Source organism: Streptococcus sp. FSL L8-0526 (assembly GCF_038007145.1).
Lineage (GTDB): Bacteria > Bacillota > Bacilli > Lactobacillales > Streptococcaceae > Streptococcus > Streptococcus thermophilus.
Genome location: NZ_JBBOWP010000004.1, coordinates 1 through 21,227, shown reverse-complemented (window position 1 = coordinate 21,227; position 21,227 = coordinate 1). Strand labels below are relative to the sequence as shown.

The 21,227-nt window shown below is 38.1% G+C and carries 15 protein-coding genes and 5 pseudogenes; 4 read left to right on the top strand and 16 right to left on the bottom strand.

What is annotated here, in order from left to right:
• The 6 genes from NSQ85_RS10500 to NSQ85_RS10475 form a co-directional block, all read right to left on the bottom strand.
• A partial coding sequence (locus NSQ85_RS10500; protein ID WP_340781821.1) for a helix-turn-helix domain-containing protein occupies positions 1-340 on the bottom strand: 340 nt, incomplete at its 3' end.
• 94 nt (positions 341-434) lie between these two features.
• Positions 435-950 (bottom strand): transcription repressor NadR, encoded by a 516-nt coding sequence (locus NSQ85_RS10495; protein WP_179972925.1) that lies wholly within the window; start codon positions 948-950, stop codon positions 435-437.
• A 23-nt stretch (positions 951-973) separates the two neighbouring features.
• A complete protein-coding gene (locus tag NSQ85_RS10490; protein WP_179972924.1) occupies positions 974-1,501 on the bottom strand; it encodes an ECF transporter S component in 528 nt (175 codons plus the stop codon).
• Positions 1,502-1,604: 103 nt separating this feature from the next.
• Positions 1,605-3,167 (bottom strand): signal recognition particle protein, encoded by a 1,563-nt coding sequence (gene ffh / locus NSQ85_RS10485; RefSeq protein ID WP_179974474.1) that lies wholly within the window; start codon positions 3,165-3,167, stop codon positions 1,605-1,607.
• Between the two features lie 32 nt (positions 3,168-3,199).
• Positions 3,200-3,532, bottom strand: coding sequence for a putative DNA-binding protein (locus NSQ85_RS10480; RefSeq protein WP_179972922.1), 333 nt, complete (start codon positions 3,530-3,532; stop codon positions 3,200-3,202).
• Positions 3,533-3,597: 65 nt separating this feature from the next.
• Entirely contained in the window at positions 3,598-4,296 is a 699-nt protein-coding gene (locus tag NSQ85_RS10475) for a GntR family transcriptional regulator (protein ID WP_095559342.1), read from the bottom strand.
• Between the two features lie 167 nt (positions 4,297-4,463).
• Here NSQ85_RS10475 and guaA point away from each other — a divergent pair, with 167 nt between their 5' ends.
• The 3 genes from guaA (at position 4,464) to NSQ85_RS10460 (ending at position 10,987) form a co-directional block, all read left to right on the top strand.
• A complete protein-coding gene (gene guaA / locus NSQ85_RS10470) occupies positions 4,464-6,026 on the top strand; it encodes a glutamine-hydrolyzing GMP synthase (RefSeq protein ID WP_179974473.1) in 1,563 nt (520 codons plus the stop codon).
• 223 nt (positions 6,027-6,249) lie between these two features.
• Positions 6,250-8,199, top strand: coding sequence for a DNA methyltransferase (locus tag NSQ85_RS10465; RefSeq protein ID WP_179974472.1), 1,950 nt, complete (start codon positions 6,250-6,252; stop codon positions 8,197-8,199).
• 1 nt (position 8,200) lies between these two features.
• Positions 8,201-10,987, top strand: coding sequence for a DEAD/DEAH box helicase family protein (locus tag NSQ85_RS10460; protein ID WP_179974471.1), 2,787 nt, complete (start codon positions 8,201-8,203; stop codon positions 10,985-10,987).
• Positions 10,988-11,608: 621 nt separating this feature from the next.
• Here NSQ85_RS10460 and adhP read toward each other — a convergent pair.
• The 9 genes and pseudogenes from adhP to glmS form a co-directional block, all read right to left on the bottom strand.
• Positions 11,609-12,630, bottom strand: a pseudogene (gene adhP, locus NSQ85_RS10455) (alcohol dehydrogenase AdhP).
• 146 nt (positions 12,631-12,776) lie between these two features.
• A pseudogene (locus tag NSQ85_RS10450) lies at positions 12,777-13,073 on the bottom strand (DUF5960 family protein).
• Positions 13,051-13,348 (bottom strand): annotated as a pseudogene (locus NSQ85_RS10445) (hypothetical protein). The pseudogenes NSQ85_RS10450 and NSQ85_RS10445 overlap by 23 nt, the downstream one beginning before the upstream one ends.
• A 77-nt stretch (positions 13,349-13,425) precedes the next feature.
• Positions 13,426-14,549 (bottom strand): annotated as a pseudogene (locus NSQ85_RS10440) (DinB/UmuC family translesion DNA polymerase).
• Between the two features lie 165 nt (positions 14,550-14,714).
• Positions 14,715-15,566, bottom strand: coding sequence for an amino acid ABC transporter substrate-binding protein (locus NSQ85_RS10435; protein ID WP_179972918.1), 852 nt, complete (start codon positions 15,564-15,566; stop codon positions 14,715-14,717).
• Between the two features lie 12 nt (positions 15,567-15,578).
• Positions 15,579-16,208 (bottom strand): amino acid ABC transporter ATP-binding protein, encoded by a 630-nt coding sequence (locus tag NSQ85_RS10430; RefSeq protein WP_340781819.1) that lies wholly within the window; start codon positions 16,206-16,208, stop codon positions 15,579-15,581.
• 8 nt (positions 16,209-16,216) lie between these two features.
• Positions 16,217-16,858: an amino acid ABC transporter permease gene (locus NSQ85_RS10425; protein WP_179972917.1), complete on the bottom strand. Its 642-nt coding sequence runs from the start codon at positions 16,856-16,858 to the stop codon at positions 16,217-16,219.
• Positions 16,859-17,051: 193 nt separating this feature from the next.
• Complete coding sequence (locus NSQ85_RS10420) at positions 17,052-17,381, bottom strand: zinc ribbon domain-containing protein YjdM (protein WP_179974469.1); 330 nt, start codon at positions 17,379-17,381, stop codon at positions 17,052-17,054.
• A 116-nt stretch (positions 17,382-17,497) separates the two neighbouring features.
• On the bottom strand, positions 17,498-19,306 hold the full coding sequence (gene glmS, locus NSQ85_RS10415; RefSeq protein WP_179974468.1) for a glutamine--fructose-6-phosphate transaminase (isomerizing): 1,809 nt from the start codon (positions 19,304-19,306) through the stop codon (positions 17,498-17,500).
• Between the two features lie 206 nt (positions 19,307-19,512).
• Here glmS and NSQ85_RS10410 point away from each other — a divergent pair, with 206 nt between their 5' ends.
• Positions 19,513-20,421 (top strand): LysR family transcriptional regulator, encoded by a 909-nt coding sequence (locus NSQ85_RS10410; RefSeq protein ID WP_179972914.1) that lies wholly within the window; start codon positions 19,513-19,515, stop codon positions 20,419-20,421.
• A gap of 97 nt (positions 20,422-20,518) precedes the next feature.
• Here the strand turns inward: NSQ85_RS10410 and NSQ85_RS10405 are convergent.
• Positions 20,519-21,227 (bottom strand): annotated as a pseudogene (locus NSQ85_RS10405) (IS3 family transposase); the annotation flags it as partial.

The following is a 21,227-nucleotide window of genomic DNA, read 5'->3' as shown; positions in this document are numbered from 1 at the left end:
AACGCTCGAAAACTTTGTAAGAGTAAAGTGGGATAACGGGTGCTTTCTTCTTTTCTGCTTCTTGTTCCTCCAGAAGAGCTTTAGTGAATCGCAAAGCTTCTTGACGATTTTCCTCAGTTAATTCCAAGTACACTTCAACAATCTCGTGTTCAGACAGAAAATAGGTCTCGGCTACACCAAATAGTTCAGCCAGTACCGATAGATTCTTTTGATTTGGTTTTGTCTTACCATTTTCCCAGTTAAAATAAGAGGAGCGCGAAATCCCTAGATGCTTAGCTACTGATGCTTGACTCATTCCTTGTGCTTCTCGAATCTCTTTAAGTCTTTGTCCTGAAAACATAGCTACCTCCGTAAGTTAATAAACTAACATAAGTGTATCAAAAAAAGCAGTTGACTTCAAGTGAAATCAACTACTTTTATATTTCACTTTTGTATTAATCTTTGACTAAAAATCCAAGATTATCGAGTGCCTCTTCAATATAATCTAAATCTTGTTGACTATCAGCTTCAACAAGATGATAATGAACACCGTTGGTTAATTCAGATAGTGGTCGAAAGTCACTTGACGCTGCTTGTTCTAAAAAATATCTAACATCTCGACGACAAGTCAACTTCAACAAGGTTTGAATTTCACCATAGACTGGATGATCAATCATGATATTTTGAATACGTCCCCCATTATCGACAATGGCTAGAAGCTCTTCTTCCATATTATTCACCGTATGATTCACTTTAAACAGTCGACGTGCATAAGAATTATCATCACTAGTCTTATAAAGATAACCCCTGTTAGTTGAGATAATTTGAGAACCATCTGCTCGCAGAAGTGCAATATCTTGGACAATGATTTGACGAGTAACACCGAAATGTTCTGCCAAACTCTGCCCATTAATCGCTTCTTTAGACTGCTTTAATAGGGTCAATAATTCTTGCTTGCGATTTAAAGTCATAGACTAAACAACTCCTCTTACAACTATCGAATTTTTTGAATACTTTTGAAAATCGTTAATGCTATAACGTAGTCTATCATACTATGGACAATAGTACCAAATCCAACTAAAACAAACAAGATATAAAATAGTTTTTGGAAGTCCTCCCCCGTTACTGAATAAAAAATCACACAAGCAATAACTTCACCTAGAGCATGAATAACCCCTAAAACAAAATTTAAAATTAAAGATGATTTATGGTTTTCTATTGTTTGAGGAAACCTTTTCAAATAAAGCGCTCCTAAACAACCAAAGATGATATGTGAGAATGCCCTAAAAACAATAATAATCGGATAGCCGGCCATAAAGAAGCCTAAACTAGACGATAAGATAACAAAAGCTGCCACCCAGGGAGATATAAACATAGCTAGAAATATTGGAATGTGACTCCCTAAGGTATAAGAAGCCGGTGGAATGATTAGTTTAATTGGCATAATACTTGGGATAAGGATAGCAATCGCAGTTAACAAAGCTGCAAAGGTCATTTCTTGAATTCTTTTTTTCGGTTTCATAATCTTCCCCTTTTTTCTGTATATACAATAGTATATTACATTGTATATACCTATATGTCAATATGCCATAAAAAAAACTAGAGCCATAAGCTCTAGTCCCTTCTTATTTACGTTTTTTCTTAGCTTTCTTCAACTTGTTAGCTTGACGCTTCATCGCATGTTTCATGGCAAATGATCCGACCTTACCTTTAAGACCACCACCAAGCATTTGGCTTAGATCCATATTTTCAAGATCTGACATACCAGCGCCACCCATTATGCCTTCAAGAGCAGACATGTCCATATTCCCCATATCAGGCATATTTGGCATGTTTTTGGGCAGATTATTTGGGTTAAGACCCATTTGACGCATCATTTGCTCCATATCGCCAGACATAACGCCTTGCATCATTTGTTTTGCTTGATTGAAGTCTTTAATAAACTTGTTTACTTCGATGAAGGTATTCCCTGAACCATTGGCAATACGGCGACGACGACTCGGAGTCAAGAGATCTGGATTTTCACGTTCTTCTGGTGTCATTGATAATACAATTGCACGCTTGCGAGCAATCTGCTTTTCGTCTACTTTAACATTAGCCAAGGCTGGATTGTTAGCCATACCTGGCAACATCTTTAGTAAATCCTCCATAGGACCCATATTTTGCACTTGGTCTAATTGGTCGATAAAATCATTAAAATCAAAGGTGTTTTCACGCATCTTCTCAGCTAACTCAAGAGATTTTTTCTCATCATACTCCTGAGAAGCTTTTTCAATAAGGGTAAGAAGGTCACCCTTACCTAAGATACGGCTTGACATACGGTCTGGGCGGAAAGTCTCGATATCCGTAATTTTCTCACCAGTACCTGTAAATTTAATCGGCTTTCCAGTGATCTCACGAATTGAAAGAGCCGCACCACCACGTGTATCACCATCAATTTTAGTAAGAACGACACCTGTGATATCTAGTTGTTCATTAAACTCCTTGGCAACGTTAGCAGCCTCCTGACCAATCATGCTATCTACAACCAAGAGAATCTCGTTTGGATGAGCAAAATCTTTGATATCACGCAACTCTTTCATGAGGGTTTCGTCAATCTGCAAACGACCAGCCGTATCAATCAAAACATAGTCATTTTTATTAGCACGCGCTTGTTCTAAACCATTTCTGACGATCTCAACTGCTGGTGTCTCTGTTCCCATATCAAAAACAGGAACATTGATTTGTTGTCCCAAAGTTTTCAACTGATCAATGGCTGCTGGACGATAGATATCTGCAGCAATCATCATTGGACGAGCTTCTTGTTCTTTAATCAGTTTATTAGCCAATTTACCAGCAAAGGTTGTTTTACCAGCCCCTTGAAGACCAACCATCATAATGATAGTTGGAATCTTTGGAGATTTCTCAATCTCAGATGTTTCAGACCCAAGAATTTCTGTCAATTCTTCGTTAACAATCTTAATGATTTGTTGTGAAGCATCAAGAGTATCAATGATTTCGTGACCTACAGCACGTTCACGAACACGTTTGATAAATGTCTTAACAACTGGTAGAGCTACGTCTGCTTCAAGAAGTGCCAAACGAATCTCTTTAGTGACTTCTTGAACTTCTTTCTCTGAAAGTTTTCCTTTACGTCTTAAATTTTTGAAAACGCCTTGCAAGCGTTCCGTTAAGCTTTCAAAAGCCATATATCATTTCCTCTCTTACTTTCTGCTTGAATCTAATCTCTATTATCAATGCTGCTCAGGATTGCAATTTGTTCCTGGAGATAGCTATCGTCTGCGTATTTTCCCATGATATCATCAAAAATTTGGCTACGGACGATGTAGTCTGAATACATATGTAATTTCATCTCGTAATCTTCTAAAATCTTCTCAGTACGCTTGATGTTATCATATACGGCCTGACGACTCACACCAAATTCCTCGGCAATTTCTGCCAAACTATAATCATCCGCATAATATAGCTCAATATAGTTCATCTGCTTATCTGTTAACAAAGCTGCATAGAACTCAAAGAGGGCATTCATGCGATTGGTTTTTTCAATTTCCATAAGCTACATTTTACCATAAAATCATGGTGTTAGCACCATACTTGTGCAGAAAAAAGCAGTGACTTCTAATTGTTCTCCAAATAAAATTCAAAACGGTCGCCAACATAGTAACTTCGTACATATTCGAAAGCCTGACCGTCTTGGAGAAAGGAAATTTGTGTCAGACTCAAAAGAGCATCACCAGTCTTAACCTTGAGGTGCTTGGCTAGACTACTATTGGCCAAACTTGCTGATATTGTCTGCTGACTTTTTCCTATTTCATAACCATTATCAGTTAATGTTTTGAAGAAATGTTCGGTAATTTCTGATTCCTTAAAACCTCGGATAATTTTCTCAGGGATACTGGCAATTTCATAGGCAACCGGAATGTCATCAGCAAAACGAACACGTTCCATACGAATGACATGGGACTGTGGCAAGACACCTAAATTCTTGATTTCAAACTCATTTGGATATAGACGTTGATACGAAATAAGCTCACTAGATGGCTTCTTCCCTTGGGATTTGACAATCTCAGTAAAACTCGTAGTTCCACGCATTTTTTCCTTAACTCGACTACTAGCAACAAAGGTTCCACTGCCTGGTTTGCGTTCTAAAACCCCCTCATCCACTAAAAGTGTTATCGCCTGGCGCACAGTCATCCGACTCACATCAAAAGTCTCGCAAAGATCTCGCTCGCTAGGAAGACGTTGCCCAATTTTCCAAGTACCATCATCAACATCTTCCTTAATCTTATCATGTATGCGAATATACGCTGGTAACATCCAATTCCCCTCCTTTTTCCCTATTTTACAAAAAAAGTGACAAAATTGTAAAGATAAGTAAGAGACTTACAATTTCTCGTATAAATCAAGGTGCGAAGTCCATAAATTTGTGATACAATTATTGCATAAGAAAGAAACCATGTGTGATGCAAAAAGAAAGGGTAATAATGACTAACATTTCTACTTTGAATGATGTGCAGAAAATCATTGTTCTAGACTATGGTAGCCAATACAATCAGCTGATTGCACGTCGTATTCGTGAATTTGGCGTTTTCTCTGAATTGAAGAGCCATAAAATTACTGCTGATGAAGTACGTGCCATCAATCCCATCGGGATCATACTTTCTGGTGGCCCCAACTCTGTTTATGCCGAAGATGCATTTGGTATTGACGAAGAAATTTTCGAGCTTGGTATCCCAATTCTTGGTATCTGTTACGGAATGCAACTTTTGACCCACAAACTCGGTGGTAAAGTTGTTCCGGCTGGTGAAGCAGGTAATCGTGAGTATGGCCAATCAACACTTCGCCTTCGTGCTCAATCAGAGCTCTTTGCTGGAACTCCTGAAGAACAAGTCGTTCTGATGAGTCACGGTGATGCTGTTACAGAAATTCCAGAAGGTTTCCATCTTGTTGGTGATTCAGCGGATTGCCCATTCGCTGCGATGGAAGATACTAAGAAAAACTTTTATGGTATCCAATTCCACCCAGAAGTTCGTCACACTGTATATGGTAACGACATTTTGAAAAACTTCGCTTTTAGTATATGTGGTGCAAAAGGTGACTGGTCAATGGCTAACTTCGTAGATATGCAAATTGCACAGATTCGTGAAACAGTTGGCGACCGCAAAGTCCTTCTTGGACTATCAGGTGGAGTTGATTCATCTGTTGTGGGTGTGCTCTTGCAAAAAGCTATTGGTGATCAATTGACATGTATCTTTGTTGACCACGGTCTTCTCCGTAAAGGTGAAGGCGACCAAGTTATGGAGATGCTGGGAGGTAAATTTGGCCTTAATATTATCCGTGTTGATGCTTCTAAACGCTTCCTTGATCTCTTGGCTGGTGTTGATGACCCTGAGAAAAAACGTAAAATCATCGGTAACGAGTTTGTTCACGTTTTTGATGACGAAGCAAGCAAACTTAAAGGTGTTGACTTCCTAGCTCAAGGAACACTCTACACTGATATCATTGAATCAGGTACTGAAACAGCGCAAACAATCAAATCTCACCACAACGTTGGTGGTCTTCCAGAAGACATGCAGTTTGAATTGATTGAACCACTTAACACTCTCTTTAAAGATGAAGTGCGCGCTCTTGGTACTGAACTGGGAATGCCTGACGAGGTCGTTTGGCGCCAACCATTCCCAGGACCAGGACTTGCCATCCGTGTTATGGGTGAAATCACTGAAGAGAAACTTGAAACCGTTCGTGAGTCTGATGCTATTCTTCGCGAGGAAATCGCTAAGGCTGGTCTTGACCGTGATGTATGGCAATACTTCACTGTTAACACAGGCGTACGTTCTGTCGGTGTTATGGGTGACGGACGAACTTACGACTATACTATTGCTATCCGTGCTATCACTTCAATTGACGGTATGACAGCTGACTTTGCGAAACTTCCATGGGAGGTTCTCCAAAAGATTTCTGTTCGAATCGTTAACGAAGTTGAACACGTTAACCGTATCGTCTACGATATTACAAGTAAACCACCTGCAACTGTAGAATGGGAATAAAATAGTGACACTTTATAACACCAGAAACGTTGATTTTACTGCATTTAGCTAAAACTCGAGTGACGTTCGGAGACACAAAATGATTTGAATTGTCTCCAAAACTGTCGCCAAAAATCCTCTCACTGAATGGTTGTCGGTGGGAGGTTTTTTTGGCTCTCGCTAACACGTGTAAGGTTGTTCAATGCTATAATTTAAGAGATAAACTATTAAGGAGACGACACAGATGGCAAAAATTGAACCGAAAATTTTTGACGAGTTGAAAACGGCTTTGGTATCTTTTGGCGATAAATATTTTGTCGGAGAAGAATTGAACCGTTCCAAACTCGCGGATGATTTACGAAATTATGATGAAGCACTTTTAAGCAAATTGTTTGAAGTGGATTTCATCATGCAACATTTCGTCAAGGAAGTGGCGGGTCAAAAGCTCTTTCAGATTGAACAGCTAGAGGAAGCAATTCTATATAATGATTATTGGGATACTAGCTATACAAAATATGAAAATCGTATTGGACTAGCTTCTAATGGGAAATTCTTAGAGGATAGTCAAGACGTAGTATTAGATTTTCCATTTAAAGACGGTGTTCTAACAGCTTCTATGACAAAAGAAGATAATGAAGATGGTTATGATGATGCTTTTTTGAATGAAGTGATTGAGAAAGACGAGATTGACCGTTTGTTTGATAAGAAAATATTTGTGAACAGTAAGCGATTTGATGAAAATGGAGAATCAACAGTAACAGAATTTAATGAAGATACAGATAATTTGATTATTAAAGGGAATAATCTGTTGGCGTTGCACTCAATATCACAGAATTACCTCAACAAGGTTAAGCTAATTTACCTAGATGTCCCCTATAATACTGGAAAAGATAGCTTTGGGTATAACGATAAATTCAACCATTCGGCGTGGCTGACGTTTATAAAAAATCGAATTGAAATTGCATATCAGTTGCTTTCGGACGATGGATCGCTCTTTGTTCATTTAGATAACCATGAAGTTAAGTACCTCGGGGTAATTCTGGATGAAATATTTGGAAGCGATAATTTTGTGGAATTGATTACAGTCGTAAATAATCCACGTGGACGAGATTATGGTGGAATTGCAAACATGCACGAATTCATCTATGTATATCGAAAATCTGCTAGTACGGAATTTAATCCAATTGTAGATAAGGACAAGAAGTTTCCGTTCAAAGATTCAATCGGACCATTCGAAGTACGTGAGCTTCGAAATCGGAATACTGCTTTCAATTCCGGAAATAGACCGAATCTTTTTTATCCAATCTTCGCTGACCCAAGTTCAAAAGACGAAAACGGTTTTTATGAAGTTTCAGAAGTTCAAAGCGATCAGTACTCTATTGAAATCCTTCCGAAAGTTTCTCAAGGGATTCAGACTGTATGGCGATGGGGAAAGCCCAAACTAGCTGAAAATAAAGGGAAAAACGTTGTTGCTCGCCCCATGTCAGATGGTGGATGGTCAATACAGGAAAAATACCGTAAAAATACCGTGATGGCTCGTTCAGTCTGGTGGGATAAGGAAGTAAATTCAGAAAGGGGAACTCTTCATCTCAAAGAGCTGATGGGAGCAAAAGTCTTTGCTTTTCCAAAACCTGAAGGCACATTAAAACGAATCATAGAAATTGCCACAAATGAAGGTGATTTAGTGCTTGACTTCTTTATGGGGTCAGCTACCACCCAAGCAGTCGCAATGAAAATGAACCGTCGCTTTATCGGTATTGAACAGATGGACTATATCAGTACCGTTTCAGTCCCACGCCTTCAAAAAGTCATTGAAGGCGAACAAGGTGGTATTTCTAAAGATGTAAATTGGCAAGGTGATGGTTCCTTCGTTTATACAGAATTAATGCCTAAGAATATGGGTTATCTACAAGATATTATTCATGCAAAAACATTAGATGACTTGAAAGTCGTGTACAATCGTATGTTAGAAGGAACAGATACTATGGAACCTGCTGACATTTCATTCCGTGCCGACTTATCTAAGATTGATTGGCTACAAGGATTTGACGAAAACAAGCGTCTACTTGTGAAGCTCCTTGATAAAAATGGGCTTTACTATAACTACTCTGAAATTGACGATAAAAACGTCCGTGACTTAATCTCTGATGAAGATTACACCTTCAACAAGAATTTCTATGAGGGTGGTGACTAGCATGGCAAAAGCAAGGAAAACACCCGCAAACGCTCGTCAATTTCCCCTTGTGGATCAGGCTGAACAAGCAGAAAAAGACTTGTTCAGTCAGCACCAAAGTTATGAAATCCCAGAGTATATTAACGGGAACTTGATTCATACGTTGCGTGCCTATCAGGATAAAGCTATCCGAAATTATCACTATACCCAAACACAGATTAAACCGAACCCTCAACATGTGCTTTTTAACATGGCGACAGGTTCAGGGAAAACCGACTTGATGGCAGGGCTTATCCTCTACCTTTATCAAGAGCATGGCTATCGCAACTTCTTGTTTACCGTCAATACCAACTCAGTCTTGATGAAAACAAAGGACAACTTGGTCAACGAAAACAGTGAAAAATACCTGTTCAAAGACAAAATTGAAATCGACGGCAAGCATATTTTCATTAAGCAAGTCGAACGTTTCCCACGGATTCAACAAGACAACACCATTTACATTAAGCTATCTTCGGTTCAAAAAGTATCGGATGACCTGTTTGTCTTGAAAGAAAATACCATGGGGCTTTCAGACTATGAAAACCAACCTGTTGCAGTCTTAGCGGATGAAGCACACCATTATTCCGCAAGCACCAAGTCAGAGAAGGAAGCTGAAAATACTTGGGAATCAGCCATTAACAAAATCTTACGTGCCCGTGATGATAAGGAACAAAAGAATCTCCTCCTTGAATTTACGGCAACAGTCGATTTTGATAAAGAAGTCATATATAACAAGTATCGGGATAAGGTGGTCTACCGCTATCCGTTGAATCAATTCATGTTTGATGGCTATTCCAAGCAGGTTAAGCGAATTGAAACGTCCGCAAGCGACCAAGATAAAATGCTAAACGCGGTCTTGCTTTCGCAGTTTAGAAAATACTGTGCTTATGCCGAGGGTGTCACAGGAACATTTAAGCCCGTGATAATGTTTAAGTCAGCAAAAGTTGCGATATCACTGGAAGCCAACAAGGTCTTTAATGAGCTGATTCAAAATCTCAACGTTACGGATTTGCTCGCATTTATCAAGCGCCAACAAGTCCTAGATAGCAACGACAGCTCAGCTTTGGAACTGGCTTACAATTACTATCTCAAAAATGAAGATGACCTTGCAAAAATCGTCCGTGAGATTAAGCAAGACTTTGACCCGAGAAACGTGTTAAATGCTAATGACACAAGCGGAAATATGCTTGAAAAGGGTCAGTATGAGGCACTCAACACGCTCGAAAGCCCAAACAACCTCTATCGTGTGGTTTTTGCGGTCGCAAAACTGACCGAGGGATGGGATGTTCTCAACCTCTATGATATTGTCCGTATTGAGCAGGAAGCTGCGACAAACAAAAATGCCACAATGGTTGAAGCGCAACTCATTGGGCGTGGTGCAAGGTATTATCCATTTGAATTGGACGGTGTGAAAAGCTATCAACGTAGATTTGATGGTGATAGCTCAAACAAGCAATTGTTCCTAGAAACGTTGCACTACCACACCATGAATGAGCCACAATACCTTAAACAGCTTGTAGGCTCATTGAAGCAAATGGACTTGCCAACGGGTCAGGATAAGAAAAATCCACCGATTGAAATCAAGGTCAAGCCTGCTTTCAAAAAAACAGAAACCTATAAGACAGGAAAAATCTATTATAACAAAGTTGAGGATGTGGCAGATGATTGGTTTGATTCCATTCAGAAATACGGAATCACACACAAGACGGACATTCAAAAAAGTCTGAATTATGGTACTCGTGAAGTGTCTTATCAAGCAACAGTCGCATTGACTGAGACAAAACAAATTCACATTGACAGGTTTGACGACCGCTATATCAAGAAAGCCATCCAACGACTTGAGTTTTATCAATTTGACAACTTGATAAAGTATCTGCCATTGCTTGAATCCATGAAAGAGTTCATCTATGGGGAAAACTGGCTAAACGCAAGTAAGTTGAAACTTTTCTTGACCGTTCCAAAAGAATACAAGTCAACAGATATTACGGCAGACGAGATTTTGAAAGTCACCATTGACCTTTTGAAAGAGTACGAAGTCAAATTCAAGTCTGGCTATGTCAAGAAACGAGGCACAAACAGGTTTGTTGGCTACCCAATTAGTGAGTATCTAACCAACTATAATAAGCGAGTACCTGAGTATGACACGGCAAACCTCTTGAATGAAGCCACTCAAAAAGTTGCAGTTTACGATATAGCTGAGGACTTCTATGTCTATGATCGTGCTATCGTCAACAAGTTGGAATTTGACCTCATCACACGTATTCAAGCTCATGTGAATGAGCTAAAAGCTAAATATAACAAGGCAGTTTACTTGTTCCGCATGGATGAGAATATGCACCGTGAGTCAGCTAAGAGCGAAAAGCTCAAGCTCCATCAATATGGCTCACGAATCAATCGAGCTGGCGAAATTGTAGATATGCACTTGCAGGGCTTCCAACCCGACTTCATCTTGTTCCTTGAAGATAGTGACTTTTACTTCCAAATATTCATTGAAACAAAAGGCATGAGTGGCGATAGATTCGTCAGCGAGCTATGGAAGCAGGACTTGTTGCTCTATATGACCGACCATCAAGCAGAGATGGAATTTGAAGATGGTGTCGATAACGTCAAGATTAGCGGTCTAAAATTCTTTACCGCAAAAGACGGACAAAACACAATCCCTGAATTGATGGCAATGTCTGGCGTGACCTATCAGAAACCTAATGAACAGATAGATTTATTGATGGTAGCAGACCCTTCTACTGATGTAATAATCGAGGAGGATGAGTGAAATGCCAAAGAAAAGTGTGAATTCACGACCCTATCTCAAAACTTGTGAGTTGATTTATCAATTGGCTTCACAAAGAATTGGCGAAAAATATCGTTAATGGGAAGCAGATAACCCAAAATATAATACCCAATCTCAGTTTTTTCCCGAGGACCGCAAACCTATTTTTTTCAAACATATTCTTTAAAAATAAAAAAATAGTAAGGAGTAATAAATGCAAGAAAAAATTATTTGTGAAAATAACTGATAATATTTCTATCTCATTCCCCTCAAAAAGTTTAGTAAAATTCAATGGAAATCAAAAATTTTAAAATAGTAATAATCCCTACCATCTAGCCCACCAAAATAAGTAAATCTTTCTAAAATCCCAATATGAAAGGATTTTAGTGGTATAGATTACTATTGAGTGGAAATAAAACCAAAAACATCAAAAGCGCTGAACGCAATCGTTCAACGCTTTTTTGTTTTATATCTAAATAAGGTTTTAGACCAATAAAAATTCTATCAACACAAATAAATCACTGAAATTTTGTTCAAATATACTACTTTCAAAAAGTAGTTTAGCCAGTTTAGGCTGCCCAACTCCTCATATAGTCATCATGGTAGTCATTGACAAATGTATGCTTACTTAGTGAAATCAAGCACCTTACGTCCTTGAATTTCACCTTTTTCCATTTGATCAAATACTTTTACAGCTGTATTGACAAGAACGGTTTCAACAACTGGTACTACCAAGCCTTGTGCACCGAAGTCAAAAGCTTTTTCTAAGTCTTTACGCATACCTACAAGAGATCCAACAACACGGATATCATCTAGAACTGTTTTGACAATTGAGAACTCCATGTATTCAGATGGGAGCCCAACGGCAACGACCGTACCACCGGCACGTACTCTATCGACAGCCTGGTTGAAAGCAACCTTAGAAACAGCTATTACAACAGCACTGTGTGTACCACCAGTTTTCTCTTAGATATAGCCTGCTACATCTTCAACTTCTTTACCATTTACCACTAAATTAGCGCCAGATTCTTTAGCCAAATATAGTTTATCTTGATTAATATCAACTGCTACTACTCGTGTGTTAAAAACTTTCTTAGCATATTGAATAGCCAAATTACCTAGCCCTCCAGCACCATAAATAGCTACCCATTGACCAGGTTCAACTTTAGCCTCTTTAATGGTTTTATAAGTTGTAACTCCCGCACAAGTGTAATAGATGAAGCTTGAGCGGGATTGAGTCCGTCTGGAACTTTCACAGTGTAGTCAGCAGTAACCAAAGCATAATCACTCATACCACCATCAATACTATAACCAGCATTTTTTTACAGACCGACAGAGTGTTTCACGTCCAGTTGTACTATATTCACAGTAGCCACACCCTAGAAGAACCAAACGATTGATACGCGATCAAATTTTTTAATGTTTTAACTCTTTCACCAACTTCTTCAACAATACCAATTTCCTCATGGCCTAAGATACGACCTAGAACTTGATCAAAGTCTCCATGGGCTTACATGAAGGTCAGTATGGCAAACGCCACAGTATCCAACTTTAACCAAGGCTTGACCATGAGCAACTAACGCTGGTTTTTCATGGTCCACAACTTCAATACCTGTGCTTGCTTGATTAACAACAACTGCTCTCATCTTAACCACCTCTATATGATAACTTTTAACACTCTCAGAAACAATATCAATGCTTACATAAATGTTTCTCAGTCACTGAAAAATTTCTTGAAAGCTTTGGCTAGCAATTAAAGAAATACTATTTCTCCTGCTGGATGTGATATGATTTAATCATTTCCAAGATACCTATACTGTCTCACGAGTGTCTTGGAATCCAAAAGACTGACTTCAAAATGGAAATAATGATTGCGTTCGTCTCTAGCATTCTCTTTATTTAATTTATTTAAATTTAATAGAAAATAATTCTTTTGACTGATATCCATCTCTCTAAGAATATCATCCGTCAAAAAGGTTAAGGGAATATCCATAGCAGACTAGCGATAAAAGTCTTCTTCAAACTTTAGATAGCTATCAGAAAAATAGTCAATTTGAAGTTTATCATCATAAATTTTTCTCTTCTTCATCTATGTTTTTCAACCTCCAAACTAATTTCTAATATGTCCTTTGTTCGAATACGTTTATGTCGCTTGGAAGATTTTATAGTAACTTAATCAAAATCCAAATCAACCACATAGCCACTAAACCTACAGCGCCTACCTTGATCCTTTATCTGGAAATTCCCCAATAATTGACCCAAATAAAGTTGGTTCAATAAAGTAAACTTCTCTAAATCATCCAAACGATTAGTTAGATTTTCTTTAGTCTTATCTTCATGTAGTGAACTTGTGTGTTCCGACAAGAAATATCACATCCACTTCATCATTCCCCTATCTTGATGTTCCCTAGCAGATTGAAAGGGAAGGTAACTACGATCTATCATTTTAAGCCATCTAATCCTCCAGCTGAGTGTCCACCAATAAGCTTACTTTGAGCAATACTCCTAGATACCTCCTGTAAAGCTGTTGCTTTTTGAATGGTCGTAAAGCCAAATTCCTGACGAATACTATCTATAGCTGACTGAAGCCTTTCTTCTTTATCAATGTCATCTGGATTATCAAATAAAGAAAGAATTTGAATCTTTTCATCTACAAAATTTGCATAAGAAACACTGACACTTCTAACAGCCCCTCCTTGATATTTCTTCCGAAAGAGTGAAATGACATGCCCTATTAGTATTTTTGTATTATTGGCAGGCTCAATATTCATCTGTGCTTGTAGCGAACGCTTGCTCTCTAACTTTGAAAATCCAATGCTAATGGAAACTTGACAAGCTTTCTTATGGACTCGTCTTAATCTAATAGCCACCTGTTATGCTATCTCTTTCAGAATCAATTCAATATCAGCTTTCCGATCATAGTCTCGTGGTAATATTTGCAAATTTCCTAAACCATGTGACTTTGTTTTATAAGGTTTATGAAAATTACTTTCATTAATACCATTGGCATGAAAAAAGAGGTCTAAGCCAACAATACCTAACTCCTTTTTAAGAGTATCAGGGTTGCTATTAGCAAGTTCTCGACCTGAAATCATATCTAACTTATCTTTTCTTTTCTAGTAACAGTCCTATCGGGAATAAAGTAATCTAATGACGACGTGAGATCAATGAATCCCTCATCAATAGAATAGGGAAGAATATCGTCAACACTGGCATAATTCTGGAAAATGTGTTGATTCTAAATATTCTTTTTGATATGAAGATCCATTCGAGGGAAACACTAAAGGTAACCTTGGCCCAAGATTCTATAAAATCAACAAAATCTCTATCCGTTGGAAGTCCCTGTTTTTTGGCATTATAATAATGAAACTTACGAGAATAAATATCAAAAGGTAAATCATAAGATCGACTAACATTTGACTTGCCAAAAACATGCTTAAATATAGGGGAAGACATTAATATTGAACCATTAGCGTTTTCAGCTCTACTCATCACACATAGAGAAGTCTTAAGTGGATGTAACCCACGCTCAACACACTCTAACACTCGCATAGAAAGATTTCATATCTACAAAAGCAATATCACTTTTTGGCTCTCTTGAATAATCGAAATATCCATGCTTGTCCTTTTGTCAGTTTATAAACTAACGTTAGTATAAATTATAACTTGTTATATCTCAAGTGTTTTTCACAAAAAATAACAACATTCTTTCTAGAATGTTGTTATAGTCTTATCTTTTCCCTTTAACTTGGTCTGTTGCGACATCTTCACCAAACCACTTGTTAGAAATCTTTTGGAATTCTCCATTTTTATAAAGAGTTTCAAATCCTTGATTGATTTTTTTAATTAGTGTCTTATCTACCTTACGAGCACCTACAGCAAAGCTTTCTCCCTCGTAACCAGCAGGCATAACATTATACTGATCCAGAACTCCTGATTTTTCTAGGTAGTAATTAGCGTACACACGGTCAATCAATAGGCCATCAATACGTCCACTATCAAGGTCAATCAAAGCTTGTGTAAAAGTCGAATATTGGACAGCTTTTTGATTAGCAACGACATCCTTCAAAATTTTTGGAGAAGCATTGAATGCATCATAACCAGACGACCCTGCTTGAGCGCCTAAGGTCTTACCTGCCATTCCTGCAACAGAATCAATCCCTGAAGACTTCTTGGTTACCAGTACTTGTTCATTTACCATATAAGGTTCCGTAAAGTCTACAGACTGCTTACGTTCATCTGTAACCGAGTAACCATTCCAAATAAGATCAATCGTCCCATTCTTCAACTCAGTTTCTTTCATATCCCAGTCAATAGCTTGCCATTCAACATCGATGCCATATAATTTAAAAACTGCATTAGCCAAGTCAATATCAAAACCAATATAGCTACCATCCTTTTCCTCATATCCCATAGGAACAAAGGTTGCATCAAAACCAATTTTGATTTTCTTTTCTTTGGTATAAGTTTGCCACTGGTCTTTCTGAGTTGCAAAATGTGAGCGCGAGCTACAAGCTGATAACCCAAACAAAGGCAAAATAACAAGACAGGCTAGCAAAACTGTTTTCACTATTTTTTTCATAGAAAATCCTCGCTATTTTGGATTGATAGTGACAATCTCATCAGCGATGTGCTGTGCAAATTGCATATCGTGAGTAATAACGATTTGCGTAATCCCAGTCTCACGATTCTGCAAAATCAATTTCTCTACTTCTTGACGCAACTCAGGATCAAGAGCTGAAGTTGGTTCATCATAGCCGACGATTTTCGGATCAATCATCATGGCACGAGCAAATGCAACACGTTGTTTTTGTCCCCCAGAAAGTGAATACGGATAAGCATTTCCATGTGCTCCAAGCCCTAAACGGTCAAGTAGAGTCTGAGCTTTTTTCTGGGCATCTTCCTTAGACGTTCCCATCGTCTTAATTGGCGAAAGGGTTAAGTTATCTAAGACAGTCAAGTGAGGAAACAGTTGAAAATCCTGAAAGACAAAGCCTAGCAAGTTACGACTTTCCATCTGATCCAAGGGAATCTCTTCATTTTCATAAATAATTTGCCCGGAATCAATAGTTTCAAGTCCTGCTAGCATACGCAAAAGAGTTGTCTTACCACCACCAGATGGTCCAACGATTGCTAGGATTTTTCCCTCTTCGACAGTTAGGTTATAGTTATCAAAAATTTTGTGTTGACCAAATTGCTTGGAAATATTTTTTAATTCTAACATAAGGTCTCCTATTTATAATAGTTGAATTTCTTTTCGATGTGTTTAGAAGCTACAGTCACTACACCTACAAGGATAAGATAGATAGCTCCAGCCACAAACATCGGTGCTAAGGTCGCATCACGGTTAGCAGCGGTACGACTTTCCAAAAGAAGATCTCCAACCCCAATAACATAAACCAATGATGAATCCTTAACCAAGTTAATAATCTCGTTAAAGATACTTGGCAAGACAATTTTAACCACCTGAGGAAGGATGATATAGCGGATGGTCTGGAAAGGACTAAGTTTAAGCATTTTAGCCGCTTCGTATTGTCCTTTTGGAATAGCCAAAATTCCTCCACGGAAAATCTCTGCGAAATAAGCAGCATAATTAAGCGTAAAAGCAAGAATTGCAGCCGGAAGGCGATCAAAGACAATCCCTACACTCGGAAGAACATAATAAACAAATATTAATTGCAAAAGGAGCGGTGTTCCACGCATAATCCAAACATAAAGAGTTAGCAACCAATTTAGAGGTTTGAATTTAATCTGCATTAAGAAAGCAAGCACAATCCCTAGTGGAATCGACAGTATGATAACAATGAAAAATACTTGAAGTGTGACTACCGCACCGTTTAACAGAGCTGGTAATACTTCCAAAACGTATGACATATAAACTCCTATAATTATTTAGTGTTGATGAATATTATACCAAAAAAACAAAAAAATAGTATAAGATTTTAAAAATACTAAAAGGAGTGAGACTGAACCCTCTCTAAAAATTGAGTTCTAATCCCACTCCTCAAGGACTTAAATAATCTAGAAAACTGTAGGTCTTAAAAAATTTCCTACTTAATCCTTATTTTTAGATTTTCTTAACAAATTCTGATTTAAGTTTCATGGAACCAAAACCATCAATCTTACAATCAATGTTGTGATCACCTTCAACCAAGCAAATATTTTTAACACGTGTTCCTTGCTTGATGTCTTTCGGAGCACCCTTAACTTTCAAATCTTTGATAACTGTAACAGTATCGCCATCAGCAAGACGTGTGCCATTGCTATCAAGAACCACAAGTCCTTCTTCTGCAACTTCGTTTGGATCCCACTCATAGGCACATTCCGGACATACTAGCAAGATTCCATCTTCATAGACATACTCTGAGTTACATTTTGGACAATTTGGCAATGACATAATTTTCTCCTAAGATTGTAATACAGATACTATTCTACTTTAGATTACTTAATTATGCAAGAGTGAAAACAAGAAAAACAAATACCCCCTTACAATGTAAGAAGATGTTAGTATTTTTATTCAACTGTAACGGATTTAGCTAAGTTACGTGGTTTATCAACGTCGAGTCCACGATGAAGCGTCGCAAAGTAAGCAATTAATTGTGTCGGTACTACCATTGAAATTGGTGATAGGTAAGGGTGGACATTATTAAGGACGATGTCATCACCTTCCTTAGCAACGTTTTCCTCAGCAATGGTCAACACTTTAGCACCACGTGCTACCACTTCTTGGATATTACCACGAGTATGACTAGCAAGAACAGGATCTGACAGGAGGGCAATAACTGGTGTGCCATCTTCGATAAGGGCGATTGTACCATGTTTCAACTCACCTGCTGCGAAACCTTCACATTGGATATATGAGATTTCTTTTAATTTAAGACTTGCTTCCATAGCAACATAGTAATCTTGACCACGACCAATATAGAAAGCATTACGTGTTTCTGAAAGAAGAGCTGCCACCTTCTCATCAATCACTTCTTTTTCAGAGAGCGTTGATTCGATAGATTGTGCTACTAGTGACAATTCATGTACCAAGTCGAATGCTTTAGCTTTTTCATTACCATTAGCTTCACCGACTGCTTTAGCCAAGAAGGCAAGGGTCGCAATCTGAGCTGTGTAAGCTTTAGTAGAAGCTACGGCAATTTCTGGTCCAGCATGAAGAAGCATTGTGTGATCAGCTTCACGAGAAAGAGTAGATCCCGGAACGTTTGTCACCGTCAAACTTGGAATTCCCAACTCGTTAGCTTTAACAAGAACCTGACGACTATCTGCTGTTTCACCTGATTGACTAATAAAGACAAAGAGAGGTTTTTTGCTAAGGAGTGGCATACCATAACCCCACTCAGAAGAAATACCAAGCTCAACTGGAGTGTCGGTCAACTCTTCAAGCATCTTCTTAGAGGCAAAACCGGCATGATAAGAAGTTCCTGCTGCGAGGATATAGATGCGGTCAGCTTCTTGAACAGCTTTGATAATTTTAGAATCTACAGTCACTTGACCCTTGTCATCAGTGTAAGCTTGGATGAGCTTACGCATCACTGTTGGTTGCTCATCGATTTCTTTGAGCATATAGTATGGGTATGTCCCTTTACCAATATCAGAAAGGTCAAGCTCAGCAGTATAGCTATCACGTTCTTTAACATTGCCATCATAATCTTGAACTTCGACACTATCAGCTTTCACGATAACCAACTCTTGATCGTGAATTTCCATGTATTGATTTGTTTCGAGAATCATAGCCATAGCATCTGAGCAGACCATGTTATAACCATCACCAAGACCAATTAAAAGTGGTGATTTGTTTTTAGCGACATAAATTGTTGATGCATCTTCAGAATCCATGAGGGCAAATGCATATGATCCACGGATAATATTGAGAGCCTTCTTGAAAGATTCAATAGTTGACAAACCGTCTTCTTCAACAAATTTACCAATCAAGTGAACAGCAATTTCAGTATCGGTTTGACCTTTGAAATGATGACCAGAAAGGTATTCTTCCTTAATTTCAAGATAGTTTTCAATAACACCGTTGTGAACCAAAACGAAACGTTCTGTTTCTGAGCGATGTGGGTGAGCATTGTCTTCCGTTGGTTTCCCATGAGTCGCCCAACGAGTATGTCCGATACCTGCAGTACCTTCTATACCTTCAATTTTAGCAGTAAGTTCCGCAATACGGCCAACAGCTTTAACCGATTGACTAGATGTTTCACCAGCTACAAAGATACCGGCTGAATCGTAACCACGGTATTCTAGCTTTTCAAGTCCTTGAATCAAGATATCGGTTGCATTTGTGTTACCTACAACACCAACAATTCCACACATATTTTTAATAATAACCTCAAGTCAAAGAGGTCATGTCTCCTTCATTTAAAATTGGTATAGTCAATAAGCTCTTTTAAAAACTTAACGAAGACAGTATATTCCATATATTTAATATTGTCAAGCATAAAATTGGTATAGTTCCCAAAAGACCTTTTAATTACTTCTTATCCTAAGGAATAATCCTTAAAGTATGCTATAATAAGGCTATGCGAATTCAACAATTACATTATATTATCAAAATCGTCGAAACCGGCTCAATGAATGAAGCCGCAAAACAACTTTTCATTACACAACCAAGTCTTTCAAACGCTGTCCGCGATTTAGAAAGAGAGATGGGAATTGACATCTTTATTCGTAACCCTAAAGGGATCACCTTAACCAAAGATGGTGTTGAATTTCTATCTTATGCCCGTCAAGTAGTAGAACAAACTAATCTCTTAGAAGAACGCTACAAAAGTCACACAGAGACACGTGAATTATTTAGTGTTTCTTCTCAACACTACGCTTTTGTCGTCAATGCCTTCGTCTCACTTCTCAAGAGAGCTGATATGACGCGTTACGAGCTCTTCTTACGTGAAACTCGTACCTACGAGATTATCGAAGACGTTAAGAACTTCCGTTCAGAAATCGGTGTTCTCTTCCTTAATGGCTATAACCGAGATGTCTTGACTAAAATGTTTGACGATAACAGACTTACCTATACTAGTCTCTTTAAAGCTAGACCTCATATCTTTGTCAGCAAGTCAAATCCTCTGGCCAATCATAAAGTGGTCTCATTGGAAGATTTAGAGGACTTCCCTTACCTTAGTTACGATCAGGGGATTCATAATTCCTTCTATTATTCTGAAGAGATTCTCTCACAAATCCCCCATAAAAAGTCGATTGTGGTTTCAGACCGTGCAACACTTTTTAACCTATTAATTGGTTTGGATGGATACACAATTGCCACTGGTATCTTAAATAGTAATTTAAATGGTGACAATATCGTCTCTATTCCACTAGATGTTGATGATGAAATTGATATTGTATATTTGAAACACGAAAAGGCTACTCTCTCTAAAATGGGAGAAAAATTCTTAGACAACCTTGTTAAGGAGGTCACTTTTGATAACTAATATAAGAGCTACTTAGTCCCCACAACATAAGGTTGGAATTTTTTATCGTTCAAAAAAGAGCCTTTTCGTACTGACCCCAAAAAGTTAGATAAATAATTTATCCAAAGGATTTAGTTCTGTATTGCACAGGACTGAGTCCTTTTAGTTTTACCTTAGTGCGTTTGTTTGTTGTAATAATCAATATAGTCTATAATAGCTTGTTCCAATTGCTAAAGTGATTGAAAGGTCTTCTCATAACTATAAAACATTTCGGATTTCAAAATGCCAAAGAAGGACTCCATCATACCATTGTCTGGACTATTTCCCCTACATGATATGGACGGTTGGATCTCTTTATCCTCCAAAAAATGATGATAGAAATCGTGTTGGTATTGCCATCCTTGGTCGCTATGGAGAATTGTGTTTTCATAATGGTCTCCTGTAAAAGCTTTTTCTAGCATAGCTTTCACTTGTACTAAATTCGGCGACCTAGAAAGATTATAAGCGACTATTTCACTATTGAAGCCATCTAATACTGGTGATAAATAGAGCTTTTAGCTGCTTGCTGGAATTGCAAACTCTGTCCCATCTATGTAGCACTTTTCCATTTGTTTGTATGCTTCAAACTGCCGTTGAATAAAGGTTATCTGCTTTCTTGCCAACTTCTCCTTCGTATGAAGAATACTTGCGTTTACGACGAAATCTAGGCAGTCTCCCTCTTGTTTTCTCAACAATAGTATACCCATTTTTGTATTGTTCTATCCAATTGTTAAGCAATCCTTGATTTGAGAGGCCATAGTCCAGGTAAACACTTTGTTGAGAACAAT